At 54.2% G+C, this 18,064-nt stretch carries 16 protein-coding genes; 14 read left to right on the top strand and 2 right to left on the bottom strand.

Going from position 1 to position 18,064, the window contains the following annotated elements; all coding sequences use genetic code 11:
- Nucleotides 1–89 precede the first annotated feature (89 nt).
- Together yfbR and alaA are read right to left on the bottom strand one after the other, a co-directional pair.
- The gene (gene yfbR / locus ACLD4K_RS05200) at nucleotides 90–689 is read right to left on the bottom strand and encodes a 5'-deoxynucleotidase (RefSeq protein ID WP_076726937.1); all 600 of its coding nucleotides are present in this window, start codon (nucleotides 687–689) and stop codon (nucleotides 90–92) included.
- Nucleotides 690–782: 93 nt separating this feature from the next.
- Nucleotides 783–1,997, bottom strand: a complete 1,215-nt coding sequence (gene alaA, locus ACLD4K_RS05195) for an alanine transaminase AlaA (protein ID WP_076726936.1) — start codon at nucleotides 1,995–1,997, stop codon at nucleotides 783–785.
- Nucleotides 1,998–3,052: 1,055 nt separating this feature from the next.
- Here alaA and lrhA point away from each other — a divergent pair.
- The 14 genes from lrhA to nuoM all read left to right on the top strand — a co-directional run bounded on the left by lrhA (nucleotide 3,053) and on the right by nuoM (nucleotide 18,060).
- Entirely contained in the window at nucleotides 3,053–3,991 is a 939-nt protein-coding gene (gene lrhA, locus ACLD4K_RS05190; protein WP_023210387.1) for a transcriptional regulator LrhA, read from the top strand.
- A 79-nt stretch (nucleotides 3,992–4,070) separates the two neighbouring features.
- Nucleotides 4,071–4,223, top strand: a complete 153-nt coding sequence (locus ACLD4K_RS05185; RefSeq protein WP_080203483.1) for a hypothetical protein — start codon at nucleotides 4,071–4,073, stop codon at nucleotides 4,221–4,223.
- A 393-nt stretch (nucleotides 4,224–4,616) separates the two neighbouring features.
- Nucleotides 4,617–5,060 (top strand): NADH-quinone oxidoreductase subunit NuoA, encoded by a 444-nt coding sequence (gene nuoA / locus ACLD4K_RS05180; RefSeq protein WP_000062993.1) that lies wholly within the window; start codon nucleotides 4,617–4,619, stop codon nucleotides 5,058–5,060.
- Nucleotides 5,061–5,075: 15 nt separating this feature from the next.
- Complete coding sequence (nuoB, locus tag ACLD4K_RS05175; protein ID WP_000386728.1) at nucleotides 5,076–5,738, top strand: NADH-quinone oxidoreductase subunit NuoB; 663 nt, start codon at nucleotides 5,076–5,078, stop codon at nucleotides 5,736–5,738.
- 86 nt (nucleotides 5,739–5,824) lie between these two features.
- Nucleotides 5,825–7,627, top strand: a complete 1,803-nt coding sequence (gene nuoC / locus ACLD4K_RS05170; RefSeq protein ID WP_411011488.1) for an NADH-quinone oxidoreductase subunit C/D — start codon at nucleotides 5,825–5,827, stop codon at nucleotides 7,625–7,627.
- 2 nt (nucleotides 7,628–7,629) lie between these two features.
- Nucleotides 7,630–8,130 carry an NADH-quinone oxidoreductase subunit NuoE gene (gene nuoE / locus ACLD4K_RS05165; protein ID WP_000545038.1) on the top strand — a complete coding sequence of 167 codons (501 nt, stop codon included), beginning with the start codon at nucleotides 7,630–7,632 and terminating at the stop codon, nucleotides 8,128–8,130.
- Entirely contained in the window at nucleotides 8,127–9,464 is a 1,338-nt protein-coding gene (gene nuoF / locus ACLD4K_RS05160) for an NADH-quinone oxidoreductase subunit NuoF (RefSeq protein ID WP_000800048.1), read from the top strand. Before nuoE ends, nuoF begins: the two co-directional genes overlap by 4 nt.
- Nucleotides 9,465–9,494: 30 nt before the next feature.
- Nucleotides 9,495–12,221 (top strand): NADH-quinone oxidoreductase subunit NuoG, encoded by a 2,727-nt coding sequence (nuoG, locus tag ACLD4K_RS05155; RefSeq protein ID WP_001728014.1) that lies wholly within the window; start codon nucleotides 9,495–9,497, stop codon nucleotides 12,219–12,221.
- On the top strand, nucleotides 12,218–13,195 hold the full coding sequence (gene nuoH / locus ACLD4K_RS05150; RefSeq protein WP_000118515.1) for an NADH-quinone oxidoreductase subunit NuoH: 978 nt from the start codon (nucleotides 12,218–12,220) through the stop codon (nucleotides 13,193–13,195). The genes nuoG and nuoH overlap by 4 nt, the downstream gene beginning before the upstream one ends.
- Before the next feature lie 14 nt (nucleotides 13,196–13,209).
- The gene (gene nuoI, locus ACLD4K_RS05145) at nucleotides 13,210–13,752 is read left to right on the top strand and encodes an NADH-quinone oxidoreductase subunit NuoI (protein ID WP_000172747.1); all 543 of its coding nucleotides are present in this window, start codon (nucleotides 13,210–13,212) and stop codon (nucleotides 13,750–13,752) included.
- Between the two features lie 10 nt (nucleotides 13,753–13,762).
- Nucleotides 13,763–14,317 carry an NADH-quinone oxidoreductase subunit J gene (gene nuoJ, locus ACLD4K_RS05140; protein ID WP_000393522.1) on the top strand — a complete coding sequence of 185 codons (555 nt, stop codon included), beginning with the start codon at nucleotides 13,763–13,765 and terminating at the stop codon, nucleotides 14,315–14,317.
- Complete coding sequence (nuoK, locus tag ACLD4K_RS05135; RefSeq protein ID WP_000612687.1) at nucleotides 14,314–14,616, top strand: NADH-quinone oxidoreductase subunit NuoK; 303 nt, start codon at nucleotides 14,314–14,316, stop codon at nucleotides 14,614–14,616. Before nuoJ ends, nuoK begins: the two co-directional genes overlap by 4 nt.
- Nucleotides 14,613–16,454, top strand: a complete 1,842-nt coding sequence (gene nuoL / locus ACLD4K_RS05130) for an NADH-quinone oxidoreductase subunit L (protein WP_001056577.1) — start codon at nucleotides 14,613–14,615, stop codon at nucleotides 16,452–16,454. Before nuoK ends, nuoL begins: the two co-directional genes overlap by 4 nt.
- 76 nt (nucleotides 16,455–16,530) lie before the next feature.
- Nucleotides 16,531–18,060 (top strand): NADH-quinone oxidoreductase subunit M, encoded by a 1,530-nt coding sequence (gene nuoM / locus ACLD4K_RS05125; RefSeq protein WP_000926428.1) that lies wholly within the window; start codon nucleotides 16,531–16,533, stop codon nucleotides 18,058–18,060.
- Nucleotides 18,061–18,064 lie beyond the last annotated feature (4 nt).

The raw sequence follows: 18,064 nt of genomic DNA, 5'->3' as shown, positions 1-18,064 counted from the left end.
GCCTGATGGCGCTACGCTTATCAGGCCTACGGATATCACGCTACGTCCAGGCCGGATAAGACGTTGACGTCGCCATCCGGCAAAACCGTTTAAAGTGGTGAATCCTGGCTTATCTCGTCAAGAGAGAGATGGAAACTTGGCACGAACACCGCCATAAAATAGTCCATCTCCTGGCTGCGACGTAATTCCAGAGTTTTTTCCAGCCGCGTTTTTGCCAGTCCAAACTCATTATTTCCCGCCGATAGCTCCTCCAGGCATTTCAGGTAGGCGCAAAGCGCATCGGCCTGTTTTACGATTGCCTGTTCTTCTTCGCTCCAGGCATTCTCATCAATAAGCGGTGCGAAAATATCGCGTAATTCATCCGGCACCATAGCAACCAGCTTTTGCTGGGCGATTTTTTCGATCGCTTTATATTCCTGGGCTATCTGGGAATTAAAATATTTTACCGGCGTCGGCAGATCGCCGGTCAGGACTTCCGAGGCATCATGATACATCGCCAGAAGCGCGATGCGTTCAGCATTGAGCTGACCGCCAAATTTGCGGTTTTTTATCGCCGCCAACGCATGGGCGACCATCGCCACCTGCAGACTATGTTCGGAGACGTTTTCCGTACGCACGTTACGCATCAGCGGCCAGCGGTTAATCAACTTCATGCGGGAGAGATGGGCGAAAAAATGGCTCTGCTTCATAGATTACCTTTTGTTTTCACTGCGGCAGACTTCATTGTGCGGGGAGGGGGATGAAGATGCAATTCAGGCTACCGAAGTAGCCTGAATTTAAGATTATTGATGGTAACCTGAGAGGAAACGCCCAAAGCGGCTGATGGCCATCTCCAGGTCATCTTCACGCGGTAGCGTCACAATGCGGAAGTGATCCGGCCACGGCCAGTTAAAGGCGGTACCTTGTACCAGCAGCACCTTTTCCTGTAGCAGGAAGTCCAGCACCATCTTCTGGTCATCGTGAATATTAAAACGTTTAGCGTCGATCCTGGGGAACATGTACAACGCGCCGCGCGGTTTTACGCAGGAAACGCCGGGGATATCGTTAATCAACTCCCAGGCGCGGTTACGCTGTTCATACAGTCTGCCGCCAGGCAGAATAAATTCGCTAATACTTTGATAGCCGCCGAGCGCGGTCTGAATAGCATGTTGCGCCGGGACGTTGGCGCACAGGCGCATTGAGGCTAACATCTCCAGCCCTTCAATATAGCCCTTCGCATGTTTTTTCGGCCCGTTCAGCACCATCCAGCCCTGGCGGAAGCCGGCGACGCGATAGGTTTTAGACAAACCATTAAAGGTGATGGTCAGCAGATCAGGCGCCAGTGCGGCGATAGAGTGATGCTCGGCATCGTCATAGAGAATCTTGTCATAAATTTCATCGGCGAAGATGATGAGATTATGCTCGCGCGCAATGTTGACAATTTCCATCAGCAATTCTTTAGAATAGACGGCGCCAGTAGGGTTGTTTGGATTAATAATGACAATACCACGCGTACGTGGGGTGATTTTGGCGCGGATATCGTCAAGGTCCGGGAACCAGTCGGAAGATTCATCGCAAAGATAATGTACCGCCTTGCCGCTGGAGAGCGATACCGCCGCTGTCCATAACGGATAATCGGGCGCGGGAACCAGCATTTCATCGCCACTGTTAAGCAACGCCTGCATCGCCTGAACGATCAGCTCGGAAACGCCGTTACCGATATAGATATCTTCCACGGTTACATCGCGCATTCCACGGGCCTGATAATGCTGCATAATCGCTTTACGGGCGGAATAAAGCCCTTTCGAGTCGCAATATCCTTGCGCCGTCGGCAAATTACGAATGACATCGACCAGAATTTCGTCCGGCGCTTCGAATCCGAAGGGGGCGGGGTTGCCGATATTCAGTTTAAGAACTTTATTACCTTCTTCCTCAAGGCGTTTCGCTTCTTTCAGAACGGGGCCACGAATGTCATAACAGACATTTTCGAGTTTGCTGGATTTTTCAATGGGGGACATGAATCTTGACCTTTTAGCTGTTATTGCCACTCCCTGCCGTGGAAGTCAGCACGAAACAATGTACTCCCACGACGGTGAGTTTTGAAGAGTGGGCAGAAGAAGATTTTGTTTATTTTTAACGCGCTTTCGTACTGTTTAAAACTTCATAAAATCATTTGGTTAGATGTATTTTCTATTTTTTCTTATGCATATAGTGTTTTGTTCTATCTGGTTGCGCGTAATGTGGTTTTTTATGTTGTCAGAAATTATCTGTTTTATGAGAGATAAGCATTCATCATTAGTGTCGCGTCGGCTATTTCGGAAATACTGAGTATTAAAGGTAAAATGAGAAGGTTATACCCTTCATACTTCAAGTCGCTTATGTGTTGGCTACGCTCACTCACCCCAGTCACATAGTTATCTATGCTCCTGGGGACTCACTCCCTTGCCGCCTTTAAGCAACTCGAATTATTTTGGGTATAGAACTTTCCGGCGGCGGGGGTGTGAAACTATTGTTAAGTATAATTAATGAATGGTGGGAATCTTAATTAATTATTATTTAATATTTAAAAAGCATTTACTAAAGTCGTAATAATATCTTTCTGGTCCGATTGGTATAACCTATCCCAGGTTAAGATTATTCGTAATAATACTTATAAATATAGCGGTTTTAGGTTAAGATAATGATCCGAAACGGGGGCGTAGTCTGCGTTGTCTGCTAATTATCATGACGCGATTTTATACATAACCTATTGTTCAATATATTGTTTTTGTATCTGTGCGTCTCGGTAAACTATTTGACGCTGTTACAAGATTTACACGTCCATCATTAGCAGAAATCTGTAGACGCCTAAAGGTATGACACATTCTCTTCGATATATCCCGAACGGTTGCATTTGGTATTATATCAGTAAGTAAGAGAAGTGTTTTGGTCGTATTTTCAATTACATTCTAACATTTACCTGGGTAACCAGGCGGTACTGCGAAGGATGCACATTACAAATGGAATTGCTTGTTTCTGAATGCACAGCATTAACCAGGTCAGCCCGATATGACCCGCCAGTAAGTGAAAAATTATGATAAATGCAAATCGTCCGATAATTAACCTCGATCTCGATCTGCTGAGAACGTTCGTGGCCGTTGCCGATCTGAACACCTTCGCCGCGGCGGCGGCAGCGGTATGTCGTACTCAGTCTGCGGTCAGTCAGCAAATGCAGCGTCTTGAGCAACTCGTGGGAAAGGAATTGTTCGCCCGCCATGGTCGTAACAAACTTTTGACCGAACACGGTATCCAGCTTCTGGGGTACGCCAGAAAAATCCTGCGTTTTAATGATGAGGCGTGTTCATCATTAATGTTCAGTAATCTTCAGGGAGTGTTAACAATTGGCGCTTCTGATGAATCAGCTGACACTATCCTGCCTTTTTTGCTTAGCCGAATCAGCTCGGTTTATCCGAAACTCGCGCTTGATGTACGGGTAAAACGCAACGCCTATATAGTGGACATGGTTAAATCGCAGGAAGTAGATTTGGTGGTGACGACTAACCAACCTCATTCGCTGGACTGTCTGAATTTGCGGACCTCGCCCACCCATTGGTATTGTGCGGCTGAGTATGTTTTGCAAAGGGGAGAGCCCGTACCATTAGTCCTGCTGGACGATCCCAGCCCATTCCGCGATATGGTGCTGGAGACGCTAAATGCAGCGGGTATTCCCTGGCGGCTGGCCTATGTGGCGTCTACTTTACCGGCGGTACGCGCGGCCGTTAAAGCCGGTCTTGGCGTAACGGCTCGACCTGTCGAAATGATGAGTCCCGACCTTCGCGTGCTGGGCGCGGCAGACGGATTACCGCCTTTGCCGGATACGGAATATCTGTTGTGCCGCGATCCCAATAGCCAGAACGAGCTGGCGATGGTGATTTTCCATGCGATGGAAAGCTATCAAAACCCATGGCATTACAACCAGTTTTCTGCAGAGGGCGGAGATGATCCGCTGATGGTGGAAGGGGGTTTTGAGTAGCTCGCAGGCAAAAGGCGCTAAGTCGTAAATGTAAAAAAGAGCCGCTGGCGATGAAAAAACGCTCAGTGGCTCTTTTTTTGTGCCCATCTGTACGCGCTTAACCGCACAAATTGTAAAAGTTGCGGTAAATCAGCCAGTAGCGATTCGCAGTTCAATGTGGGTAAAAAGTAACCAGAACATCCATTTTATGAATTTGCATGTTAAAAAACTAGAGAAATTGTTGCTGTTTTAGGGGGTGAATTAACAAAAGCGTGTCACAGATCAAGAAAATACTCCCATTTAGGGGGAGGCATCTTCACAAATTCCTGTCAAAATAGGTGTGTGTTATTTCTTTTGCTTCACAACGGACACGATTCAACAACATAAAATCCCCCTGGTCGAAGAGTCATTTTCTCCAGGATGGCACTTAATGTTAATGATGATGAATTGATGTAAATTAATGTGAAGGAACTTTTGTTAAAGTTGACAAAAGGTTATAGAAAGGAGTAAAAAACCACATCAATTAGCTGTTTTTATCATTTTCTACAGTAATTGTAGGGTTTTTTTTATTCCTCCCCATGAATCGATGTGGCGCCCATCTGCCGTAAAGAGCAGAGAAACTGGCGCTACTTTTGATGAGTAAGCAATGAGTATGTCAACATCCACTGAAGTCATCGCTCATCACTGGGCATTCGCTATCTTTCTTATCGTTGCCATTGGCCTGTGCTGCCTGATGCTGGTAGGCGGTTGGTTTTTGGGCGGTCGCGCACGCGCGAGGCACAAGAACGTTCCGTTTGAATCAGGTATTGACTCGGTCGGCACCGCCCGCTTACGCCTGTCTGCCAAGTTTTACCTGGTAGCCATGTTCTTCGTTATCTTCGACGTTGAAGCGCTGTATCTGTTCGCATGGTCAACTTCTATCCGCGAAAGCGGCTGGGTTGGCTTTGTGGAAGCTGCAATTTTTATTTTTGTGTTACTGGCTGGTCTGGTTTATCTGGCGCGTATTGGCGCGTTGGACTGGACGCCCGCGCGTTCACGCCGCGAGCGTATGAACCCGGAAACGAACAGTATCGCTAATCGTCAACGCTAACCGCGAGGCATTAAGATGGATTATACGCTCACCCGCATAGATCCTAACGGTGAGAATGACCGTTACCCCCTGCAAAAACAGGAGATCGTAACTGACCCCCTGGAGCAGGAAGTTAACAAAAACGTGTTCATGGGCAAACTGCATGACATGGTTAACTGGGGCCGTAAAAACTCAATTTGGCCCTACAACTTCGGCCTTTCTTGCTGCTATGTAGAGATGGTGACCTCTTTTACCGCAGTGCATGACGTTGCCCGTTTCGGCGCGGAAGTGCTGCGTGCGTCGCCACGTCAGGCTGACCTGATGGTGGTGGCCGGTACCTGCTTTACCAAAATGGCCCCGGTTATTCAGCGTCTGTATGACCAAATGCTGGAGCCAAAATGGGTCATTTCTATGGGCGCCTGCGCCAACTCCGGCGGCATGTACGATATTTATTCGGTCGTGCAGGGCGTTGATAAGTTCATCCCGGTGGATGTGTATATCCCTGGCTGTCCGCCGCGTCCGGAAGCGTATATGCAGGCGTTGATGCTGCTGCAAGAATCGATTGGCAAAGAGCGCCGTCCGCTCTCATGGGTGGTGGGCGATCAGGGCGTGTATCGCGCCAATATGCAGCCAGAACGCGAACGTAAACGCGGCGAGCGTATTGCCGTCACGAACCTGCGTACCCCGGACGAGATTTAATTTGCGCCTGTCGGCAGCAGCACTTCACTTCGCTAACCACTATTTTAATAGCGCGAAGCACTGCCGACCACCACGGACCATTTGCAATGGTGAACAATATGACCGACTTAACCGCGCAAGACGCTGCATGGAGTACCCGCGATCATCTTGATGATCCGGTTATCGGCGAACTGCGCAACCGTTTTGGGCCGGATGCCTTTACCGTTCAGGCGACCCGCACCGGTATCCCCGTTGTTTGGGTCAAGCGTGAACAATTACTGGAGGTTGGCGATTTCTTAAAGAAACTGCCGAAACCTTACGTCATGCTGTTTGACTTACACGGCATGGATGAACGCCTGCGTACGCACCGTGACGGGTTACCCGCCGCGGATTTTTCCGTTTTCTACCACCTGATTTCCATTGAGCGTAATCGCGATATCATGCTCAAGGTGGCGTTGTCTGAAAACGACCTGCGCGTGCCGACCTTCACTAAACTTTTCCCTAACGCCAACTGGTACGAGCGTGAGACCTGGGAGATGTTTGGTATTGATATCGAAGGCCACCCGCACCTGACGCGCATCATGATGCCGCAAACCTGGGAAGGCCATCCGCTGCGTAAAGATTATCCGGCGCGCGCGACCGAATTCGACCCGTTTGAGCTGACCAAAGCCAAGCAGGATCTGGAAATGGAAGCGCTGACCTTTAAGCCGGAAGACTGGGGGATGAAGCGCGGGACTGACAACGAGGACTTTATGTTCCTCAACCTCGGCCCGAACCACCCGTCTGCGCACGGTGCGTTTCGTATTATCCTGCAACTTGACGGTGAAGAAATCGTCGACTGCGTGCCGGATATCGGCTATCACCACCGCGGCGCCGAAAAAATGGGCGAGCGCCAGTCCTGGCATAGCTACATTCCCTATACCGACCGTATCGAATACCTCGGTGGTTGCGTCAATGAAATGCCGTACGTGCTGGCGGTAGAAAAGTTGGCAGGGATCACCGTCCCGGATCGTGTGAACGTCATCCGCGTGATGCTCTCCGAACTGTTCCGCATTAACAGTCATCTGCTGTACATCTCGACCTTTATTCAGGACGTCGGCGCGATGACGCCGGTCTTCTTTGCCTTTACCGACCGGCAGAAAATTTATGACCTGGTGGAAGCCATTACCGGTTTCCGTATGCACCCGGCCTGGTTCCGTATCGGCGGCGTCGCGCACGACTTGCCGCGCGGTTGGGATCGCCTGCTGCGAGAATTCCTTGAGTGGATGCCGAAGCGTCTGGATTCTTACGAGAAAGCCGCGCTGCGTAACACCATTCTGAAAGGGCGTTCGCAGGGCGTTGCCGCTTACGGCGCGAAAGAAGCGCTGGAGTGGGGCACCACCGGTGCTGGCCTGCGTGCCACCGGGATCGACTTCGACGTGCGTAAATGGCGTCCTTATTCTGGCTACGAAAACTTCGACTTCGAAATCCCGACCGGCGGTGGCGTTTCTGACTGCTACACCCGCGTGATGCTGAAAGTAGAAGAGCTGCGCCAGAGTCTGCGCATTCTTCAGCAGTGCCTCGATAACATGCCGGAAGGGCCGTTCAAAGCGGATCACCCGCTGACCACGCCGCCGCCGAAAGAGCGCACGCTGCAACATATCGAAACCCTGATCACCCACTTCCTGCAGGTCTCCTGGGGCCCGGTGATGCCGGCGCAGGAGTCCTTCCAGATGGTGGAAGCGACGAAGGGGATTAACAGTTACTACCTGACCAGCGACGGCAGCACCATGAGCTACCGCACCCGTATCCGTACCCCGAGCTATGCGCACCTGCAGCAGATTCCGGCGGCGATCCGTGGCAGCCTGGTATCAGACCTTATCGTCTATCTGGGTAGTATTGATTTTGTTATGTCAGACGTGGACCGCTAATTATGCACGAGAATCAACAACCACAAACCGAGGCTTTTGAGCTGAGTGCGGCAGAGCGTGAAGCGATAGAGCACGAGAAGCACCACTACGAAGACCCGCGTGCGGCGTCCATTGAAGCGCTGAAAATCGTTCAGAAGCAGCGTGGCTGGGTGCCGGACGGCGCGATCTACGCTATTGCCGATGTGCTGGGTATTCCGGCGAGCGACGTCGAAGGCGTCGCCACATTCTACAGCCAGATCTTCCGTCAGCCGGTCGGTCGCCACGTGATTCGCTACTGCGACAGCGTGGTGTGCCATATCACCGGCTATCAGGGGATTCAGGCCGCGCTGGAAAAAAATCTCAACATCAAACCGGGGCAGACGACCTTTGATGGTCGCTTTACGCTGCTGCCGACCTGCTGCCTGGGGAATTGCGATAAAGGGCCGAACATGATGATTGATGAGGATACTCACAGCCATCTGACCCCGGAAGCCATTCCTGAACTACTGGAGCGGTATAAATGAAAAACGTTATCCGTACTCCCGAAACCCATCCGCTGACCTGGCGTCTGCGCGATGACAAACAGCCGGTCTGGCTGGATGAATATCGTAGCAAAAACGGCTACGAAGGCGCGCGTAAGGCGCTGACCGGCCTGTCTCCGGATGAAATCGTCAGCCAGGTAAAAGACGCCGGTCTGAAAGGGCGCGGCGGCGCGGGCTTTTCCACCGGTCTCAAGTGGAGCCTGATGCCGAAAGATGAATCCATGAACATCCGTTACCTGCTGTGTAACGCCGATGAAATGGAACCGGGCACCTATAAAGACCGTTTGCTGATGGAACAGCTGCCGCACCTGCTGGTGGAAGGCATGCTCATCTCTGCGTTCGCGCTGAAAGCGTATCGTGGTTACATCTTCCTGCGCGGCGAATATATCGAAGCGGCTGTACATCTGCGCCGTGCGATTGCTGAAGCAACCGAGGCCGGGCTGCTTGGCAAAAATATCATGGGCACCGGGTTCGACTTTGAACTGTTTGTCCACACCGGGGCAGGGCGTTACATCTGTGGTGAAGAAACGGCGCTGATTAACTCCCTCGAAGGCCGCCGCGCGAACCCGCGCTCCAAGCCGCCCTTCCCGGCGACCTCCGGCGTATGGGGCAAGCCGACCTGTGTGAATAACGTCGAAACGTTGTGCAACGTCCCGGCAATCCTCGCCAACGGCGTGGAGTGGTACCAGAACATCTCGAAAAGCAAAGATGCGGGTACCAAGCTGATGGGCTTCTCGGGCCGCGTGAAGAATCCGGGCCTGTGGGAATTACCGTTCGGCACCACCGCGCGCGAGATCCTCGAAGACTACGCGGGCGGTATGCGCGATGGCCTGAAATTCAAAGCCTGGCAGCCGGGCGGGGCGGGAACCGACTTCCTGACCGAGGCGCATCTTGACCTGCCGATGGAGTTCGAAAGCATCGGTAAAGCAGGCAGCCGTCTGGGCACCGCGCTGGCGATGGCGGTAGACCACGAAATCGGCATGGTATCGCTGGTGCGTAACCTGGAAGAGTTCTTTGCCCGCGAATCCTGCGGCTGGTGTACGCCATGCCGCGACGGGTTGCCGTGGAGCGTGAAAATTCTGCGCGCGCTGGAGCGTGGCGAAGGCCAGCCGGGGGATATCGAGACACTTGAGCAACTGTGTCGTTTCCTCGGACCGGGTAAAACCTTCTGCGCGCATGCGCCGGGCGCGGTTGAGCCACTGCAAAGCGCAATTAAGTATTTCCGCGAAGAATTCGAAGCTGGCATCAAGCAGCCGTTCAGTAATACCCATTTAATCAATGGTATTCAGCCGAACCTGCTCAAAGAGCGCTGGTGAGTTAACGATTTTTAATTTGGAAGCATGCTAATGGCTACGATTCATGTAGACGGCAAAGAATACGAGGTCAACGGCGCGGACAACCTGCTACAGGCATGTCTGTCCCTGGGCCTTGATATTCCGTATTTTTGCTGGCACCCGGCGCTGGGAAGCGTCGGTGCTTGCCGCCAGTGTGCGGTGAAGCAATACCAAAACGCGGAAGATACGCGTGGTCGCCTGGTGATGTCCTGTATGACGCCAGCCACCGACGGTACCTTTATCTCTATTGACGACGAAGAAGCGAAACAGTTCCGTGAAAGCGTGGTGGAGTGGCTGATGACTAACCACCCGCACGACTGTCCGGTCTGTGAAGAGGGCGGCAACTGCCATCTTCAGGATATGACCGTGATGACGGGTCACAGTTTCCGTCGCTACCGTTTCACCAAACGTACCCACCGCAACCAGGATCTGGGGCCGTTCATCTCTCACGAAATGAACCGCTGCATCGCCTGCTACCGTTGTGTGCGTTACTACAAAGATTATGCCGACGGCACCGATCTGGGCGTCTATGGCGCGCATGACAACGTCTACTTCGGGCGTCCGGAAGACGGTACGCTGGAAAGCGAATTCTCCGGTAACCTGGTCGAGATTTGCCCGACCGGCGTCTTCACCGATAAAACGCACTCCGAGCGTTACAACCGTAAATGGGACATGCAGTTTGCGCCGAGCATCTGCCAGCAGTGTTCCATCGGCTGTAACATCAGCCCGGGCGAGCGCTATGGCGAACTGCGCCGTATCGAAAACCGTTACAACGGTACCGTTAACCACTACTTCCTCTGCGACCGCGGTCGTTTCGGCTATGGCTATGTGAACCTGAAAGACCGTCCGCGTCAGCCGGTTCAGCGCCGTGGCGACGACTTTATTACTCTCAACGCCGAGCAGGCGATGCAGGGCGCGGCGGATATTCTGCGCCAGTCGAAGAAAGTGATCGGTATCGGTTCGCCACGCGCCAGCATTGAGAGCAACTTTGCGCTGCGTGAGCTGGTTGGTGCGGAAAACTTCTACACCGGTATCGCGCGCGGCGAGCAGGAGCGTCTGCAACTGGCGCTGAAAGTGTTGCGTGAAGGCGGAATTTACACCCCGGCGCTGCGGGAGATCGAATCTTATGACGCGGTACTGGTACTGGGCGAAGACGTTACCCAGACCGGCGCGCGCGTTGCGCTGGCGGTACGCCAGGCGGTGAAAGGTAAAGCGCGTGAAATGGCGGCGGCGCAGAAAGTAGCCGACTGGCAGATTGCGGCCATCCTTAACATCGGCCAGCGTGCCAAACATCCGCTGTTCGTGACCAACGTGGACGACACCCGTCTGGATGATATCGCCGCCTGGACCTATCGCGCGCCGGTGGAAGATCAGGCGCGCCTGGGCTTTGCGATTGCCCATGCGCTGGACAATACAGCGCCTGCGGTTGACGGTATCGACAGCGACTTACAAAACAAAATTGATGTCATTGTGCAGGCGTTGGCCGGCGCGAAAAAACCGCTGATTATCTCCGGCACTAACGCCGGTAGCAGTGAGGTGATTCAGGCGGCCGCCAACGTGGCGAAAGCGCTGAAAGGCCGTGGCGCCGACGTCGGTATTACTATGATTGCCCGCTCCGTGAACAGCATGGGGCTGGGTATGATGGGCGGCGGTTCGCTTGACGATGCGTTGGGCGAGCTGGAAACCGGCAACGCGGACGCGGTGGTGGTGCTGGAAAACGATCTCCACCGTCATGCAAGCGCTACGCGCGTGAACGCTGCGCTCGCCAAAGCGCCGCTGGTGATGGTGGTTGACCATCAGCGCACGGCGATTATGGAAAACGCGCATCTGGTGCTTTCCGCGGCAAGCTTCGCCGAAAGCGATGGTACGGTCATCAACAACGAAGGCCGCGCGCAGCGCTTCTTCCAGGTTTATGATCCGGCCTACTACGATAACAAGACGATTATGCTGGAAAGCTGGCGCTGGCTGCATTCGCTGCACAGCACCGTCGAAAACCGCGAAGTGGACTGGACACAGCTTGACCACGTGATCGACGCGGTCATTGCCGCCATGCCGCAATTTGCCGGCATTAAAGACGCCGCGCCGGATGCGACCTTCCGCATTCGTGGGCAGAAGCTGGCGCGCGAACCGCATCGTTACAGCGGTCGTACGGCGATGCGCGCCAATATCAGCGTGCATGAACCACGTCAGCCGCAGGATAAAGACACCATGTTCGCCTTCTCAATGGAAGGGAATAACCAACCGACTGCCCCGCGATCTGAAATTCCGTTCGCCTGGGCGCCGGGCTGGAACTCCCCGCAGGCGTGGAACAAATTCCAGGATGAAGTGGGCGGCAAACTGCGTCACGGCGATCCGGGCGTGCGTTTGATTGAAGCGACTGAGGGCGGTCTGGATTATTTCACTACCGTGCCGGCAAGCTTCCAGGCGCAGGACGGTCAGTGGCGTATTGCGCCGTATTACCACCTGTTTGGCAGCGACGAATTGTCTCAGCGTTCTCCGGTCTTCCAGAGCCGTATGCCGCAGCCGTATATCAAACTTAACCCGGCGGATGCCGCGAAGTTGGGCGTCAATGCCGGGACGCGCGTCTCCTTTAGCTACGATGGCAATACGGTGACGCTGCCGGTTGAAATCTCTGAAGGGTTAGCGGCAGGGCAGGTAGGGCTGCCGATGGGTATGCCTGGCATCGCGCCGGTTCTGGCTGGCGCGCGTCTTGAGGATCTGCGGGAGGCGCAACAATGAGTTGGATTACACCGGATCTGATTGAGATCCTGCTGAGCATTCTCAAAGCGGTGGTGATTCTGCTGGTGGTCGTCACCTGCGGGGCCTTCATGAGCTTTGGCGAACGTCGTCTGCTGGGTCTGTTCCAGAACCGTTATGGACCAAACCGCGTTGGCTGGGGCGGCTCGCTCCAGCTGGTCGCGGATATGATCAAGATGTTCTTTAAAGAAGACTGGATCCCGAAATTCTCGGATCGCGTCATCTTTACCCTGGCGCCGATGATCGCGTTTACTTCGCTGCTGCTCTCCTTCGCCATTGTGCCGGTTAGCCCTAATTGGGTGGTGGCCGATTTAAACATCGGGATTCTGTTCTTCCTGATGATGGCCGGTCTGGCGGTTTATGCGGTGTTATTCGCCGGTTGGTCGAGCAACAACAAATACTCGCTGCTGGGCGCGATGCGCGCGTCTGCCCAGACGGTGAGCTACGAAGTGTTCCTTGGTCTTTCCCTGATGGGCGTGGTGGCGCAGGCCGGTTCATTTAATATGACCGATATCGTCAATAACCAGGCGCATCTGTGGAACGTGATTCCGCAATTCTTTGGGTTTGTTACTTTCGCCATCGCGGGCGTAGCGGTCTGTCACCGTCACCCGTTTGACCAGCCGGAAGCCGAGCAGGAACTGGCGGACGGTTACCACATCGAATATTCCGGGATGAAATTCGGTCTGTTCTTCGTGGGGGAGTACATCGGTATCGTCACCGTTTCCGCGCTGATGGTAACGCTGTTCTTCGGTGGCTGGCATGGCCCGTTCTTACCGCCATTCGTCTGGTTCGCGCTGAAAACCGCGTTCTTCATGATGATGTTCATTTTGATTCGTGCGTCGTTACCGCGTCCGCGTTATGACCAGGTAATGTCCTTCGGCTGGAAAGTTTGCCTGCCGCTGACGCTCATCAACTTGCTGGTAACGGCGGCTGTCATTCTGTGGCAGGCGCAATAAGGGACACAAAGACCATGACCTTAAAAGAATTATTAGTAGGTTTCGGCACTCAGGTACGTAGTATCTGGATGATCGGCCTGCATGCGTTCGCCAAACGCGAAACGCGGATGTATCCGGAAGAGCCGGTCTATTTACCGCCCCGTTACCGTGGCCGTATCGTGCTCACGCGCGACCCGGACGGTGAAGAGCGCTGCGTTGCCTGTAACCTGTGTGCGGTAGCCTGTCCGGTAGGCTGTATCTCTCTGCAAAAAGCGGAGACCAAAGATGGCCGCTGGTATCCGGAATTTTTCCGCATTAACTTCTCACGCTGCATCTTCTGCGGCCTGTGCGAAGAAGCGTGCCCGACCACGGCGATTCAGTTGACCCCGGACTTCGAACTGGGCGAATACAAACGTCAGGATCTGGTGTACGAAAAAGAGGATCTGCTGATTTCCGGTCCGGGCAAATACCCGGAATATAACTTCTACCGGATGGCGGGTATGGCAATCGACGGCAAAGATAAAGGCGAAGCAGAGAACGAAGCCAAGCCTATCGACGTCAAGAGCCTGTTACCGTAAGGAGAGGGCAATGGAATTCGCTTTTTATATCTGTGGCCTGATAGCCATCCTCGCGACCCTGCGAGTGATCACCCATACCAATCCGGTACACGCGCTGTTGTATCTGGTGATATCGCTACTGGCGATTTCCGGGGTGTTCTTTTCGCTGGGCGCTTATTTTGCCGGTGCGCTGGAAATTATCGTCTACGCAGGCGCCATCATGGTGCTGTTTGTGTTCGTGGTGATGATGCTCAACCTCGGCGGCAGCGAAATCGAACAGGAACGCCAGTGGCTGAAGCCGCAGGTGTGGATTGGTCCGGCGGTTTTGTCGGCCATTATGCTGGCGGTCATTGTGTACGCCATTCTGGGCGTTAACGACCAGGGCATCGACGGCACGCCGATTAGCGCAAAAGCGGTGGGCATTACGCTGTTCGGGCCTTATGTTCTGGCGGTCGAACTGGCATCTATGCTGCTGTTGGCAGGCCTGGTGGTGGCGTTCCACGTCGGTCGTGAAGAGCGTGCGGGCGAAGTGCTAAGCAACCGCGCCGATGACCGCGCGAAAAGAAAAACGGAGGAGCGCGCATGATCCCCTTAACACACGGACTGATCCTCGCTGCGATTTTATTCGTCCTGGGTTTAACCGGTCTGGTTATCCGCCGCAATCTGCTGTTTATGCTGATCGGGCTGGAAATCATGATTAACGCCTCCGCGCTGGCCTTTGTGGTCGCCGGGAGCTACTGGGGCCAGACCGATGGTCAGGTGATGTACATTCTCGCCATCAGCCTTGCGGCTGCGGAAGCGAGTATTGGACTTGCGCTGTTGCTGCAACTCCATCGCCGTCGCCAGAACCTGAACATCGATTCAGTAAGTGAGATGCGTGGATGAACATGCTTGCCTTAACCATTATTCTGCCATTGATTGGCTTTGTACTGCTGGCGTTCTCTCGCGGACGCTGGTCGGAAAATCTCTCCGCGACCATTGGCGTGGGCTCCGTTGGTCTGGCGGCGTTGGTGACAGCGTTTGTCGGGATGGATTTCTTCGCCAACGGCAAACAGGCGTTCAGCCAGCCGCTGTGGACGTGGATGTCGGTCGGTAACTTCAACATCGGTTTTAACCTGGTGCTGGACGGCCTGTCGCTGACCATGCTCTCTGTGGTCACCGGCGTCGGCTTCCTGATCCACATGTTCGCCTCCTGGTACATGCGTGGGGAAGAGGGCTACTCCCGCTTCTTCGCTTATACCAACCTGTTTATCGCCAGCATGGTGGTTCTGGTGCTGTCCGATAACCTGCTGCTGATGTACCTCGGCTGGGAAGGCGTGGGCCTGTGCTCTTATCTGTTGATCGGCTTCTATTACAGCGATCCGAAGAATGGCGCGGCGGCAATGAAAGCCTTCGTGGTGACCCGTGTCGGTGACGTGTTCCTCGCCTTCGCGCTGTTCATCCTCTACAACGAACTGGGCACGCTGAACTTCCGCGAAATGGTCGAGCTGGCGCCAGCGCACTTTGCTGACGGCAACAACATGCTGATGTGGGCGACGCTGATGCTGCTGGGCGGCGCGGTCGGTAAATCTGCGCAGCTTCCGTTGCAGACCTGGCTTGCCGACGCGATGGCCGGCCCGACGCCGGTCTCCGCGCTGATCCACGCCGCCACCATGGTGACCGCCGGTGTCTACCTGATTGCACGCACGCATGGCCTGTTCCTGATGACCCCGGAAATTCTGCATCTGGTGGGCATTATCGGGGCGATTACGCTGGTAATGGCAGGTTTCGCCGCGCTGGTGCAGACCGACATCAAACGCGTGCTGGCCTATTCCACCATGAGCCAGATTGGCTACATGTTCCTGGCACTGGGCGTGCAGGCGTGGGATGCGGCGATTTTCCACCTGATGACCCACGCCTTCTTTAAAGCGCTGCTGTTCCTGGCATCCGGCTCGGTGATTCTGGCCTGTCATCATGAACAGAACATCTTTAAGATGGGCGGTCTGCGTAAGTCGATTCCACTGGTGTATGCCTGCTTCCTGGTGGGGGGCGCGGCGCTGTCGGCGCTGCCGCTGGTCACTGCGGGCTTCTTCAGTAAGGATGAGATCCTGGCCGGGGCGATGGCGAACGGTCATATCAATCTGATGGTGGCGGGTCTGGTCGGCGCGTTTATGACCTCGCTGTACACCTTCCGGATGATTTTCATCGTATTCCACGGTAAAGAACAAATTCATGCTCATGCAGGGAAGGGGATTACCCACCATCTGCCGCTGATTGTCCTGATGATTCTGTCTACCTTTGTTGGCGCGCTGATTGTGCCGCCATTGCAGGGGGTGCTGCCGCAGACAACTGAACTGGCGCATGGTCGTGTGTTGACCCTGGAAATTACCTCTGGCGTAGTGGCGATTGCCGGCATCCTGATTGCCGCATGGCTGTGGCTGGGTAAACGCACGCTGGTGACGTCGATCGCCAACAGCGCGCCGGGCCGTCTGCTGGGGACCTGGTGGTATAACGCCTGGGGCTTTGACTGGCTGTACGACAAAGTATTCGTCAAGCCATTCCTCGGTATCGCCTGGCTGCTGAAGCGCGATCCGCTTAATGCGTTGATGAACATTCCGGCTATCCTTTCCCGTTTTGCAGGCAAAGGCCTGGTACTGAGCGAGAACGGTTATTTGCGCTGGTATGTGGCATCCATGAGCATCGGCGCGGTTGTGGTGCTGGCGCTGCTGATGGTACTGCGTTGATCGTAAAGTGAATTTTATCCAAATTCGTTGAAAATCAGGCCTCTGTCAGAGGCCTTAAAAAGGAATAAAAATCGCCATGTTACTACCCTGGCTAATATTGATTCCCTTTATCGGCGGCTTTCTGTGCTGGCAGACTGAACGCTTTGGCGTGAAGGTGCCGCGCTGGATAGCGCTGATTACCATGGGACTGACGCTGGCGCTCGGTCTGCAATTGTGGTTGCAGGGCGGCTATTCACTGACGCAATCCGCCGGTATTCCACAGTGGCAATCTGAATTTGTCCTGCCGTGGATCCCGCGTTTTGGCATCTCTATCCATCTGGCGCTCGACGGACTGTCGCTGCTAATGGTGGTGCTGACCGGCCTGCTCGGCGTTCTGGCGGTGCTTTGCTCCTGGCGAGAAATCGAAAAATATCAGGGCTTCTTCCACCTGAACCTGATGTGGATCTTGGGCGGCGTTATCGGCGTGTTCCTGGCTATCGACATGTTCCTGTTCTTCTTCTTCTGGGAAATGATGCTGGTGCCGATGTACTTCCTGATAGCGCTGTGGGGCCACAAAGCTTCTGACGGGAAAACGCGTATCACGGCGGCGACCAAGTTCTTCATCTACACCCAGGCGAGTGGTCTGGTGATGCTGATTGCCATCCTGGCGCTGGTCTTTGTGCACTACAACGCGACCGGCGTGTGGACCTTCAACTATGAAGAGCTGCTGAACACGCCGATGTCCCACGGTGTGGAATATCTGCTGATGCTGGGCTTCTTCATTGCCTTCGCGGTGAAAATGCCGGTGGTGCCGCTGCACGGCTGGCTACCGGATGCGCACTCCCAGGCGCCGACCGCCGGTTCCGTCGACCTGGCCGGTATCTTGCTGAAAACCGCCGCTTACGGTCTGCTGCGTTTCTCCCTGCCATTGTTCCCGAACGCGTCGGCGGAGTTTGCGCCCATCGCCATGTGGCTGGGCGTTATCGGCATTTTCTACGGCGCGTGGATGGCCTTTACCCAATACGACATCAAGCGCCTGATTGCTTATACCTCCGTTTCGCATATGGGCTTCGTGCTGATCGCTATCTACACCGGCAGCCAACTGGCGTACCAGGGCGCGGTGATTCAGATGATTGCGCACGGTTTGTCCGCAGCCGGTCTGTTCATTCTGTGTGGCCAGTTGTACGAACGTCTGCATACGCGTGACATGCGTATGATGGGCGGCCTGTGGGGCAAAATGAAATGGTTGCCTGCGCTGTCCATGTTCTTTGCGGTGGCGACGCTCGGGATGCCGGGCACCGGTAACTTTGTCGGCGAATTTATGATTCTGTTCGGCAGCTACCAGGTGGTGCCGATGATTACCGTGATCTCCACCTTTGGGTTGGTATTCGCCTCTGTATACTCGCTGGCGATGCTGCATCGCGCTTACTTTGGTAAAGCGAAGAGCCAGATTGCCAGCCAGGAACTGCCAGGGATGTCGCTGCGCGAGCTGTTTATCATTCTGTTGCTGGTGGTGCTTCTGGTACTGCTTGGCTTCTATCCGCAGCCGATTCTGGATACCTCGCATTCTGCGATGAGCAACATCCAGCAGTGGTTTGTTAATTCTGTTACTACTACAAGGCCGTAAATCG

Source organism: Salmonella sp. 741265055_HSA, assembly GCF_046569525.1.
GTDB classification, from domain to species: domain Bacteria; phylum Pseudomonadota; class Gammaproteobacteria; order Enterobacterales; family Enterobacteriaceae; genus Salmonella; species Salmonella enterica.
This window is presented reverse-complemented; position numbering and strand designations above follow the sequence as displayed.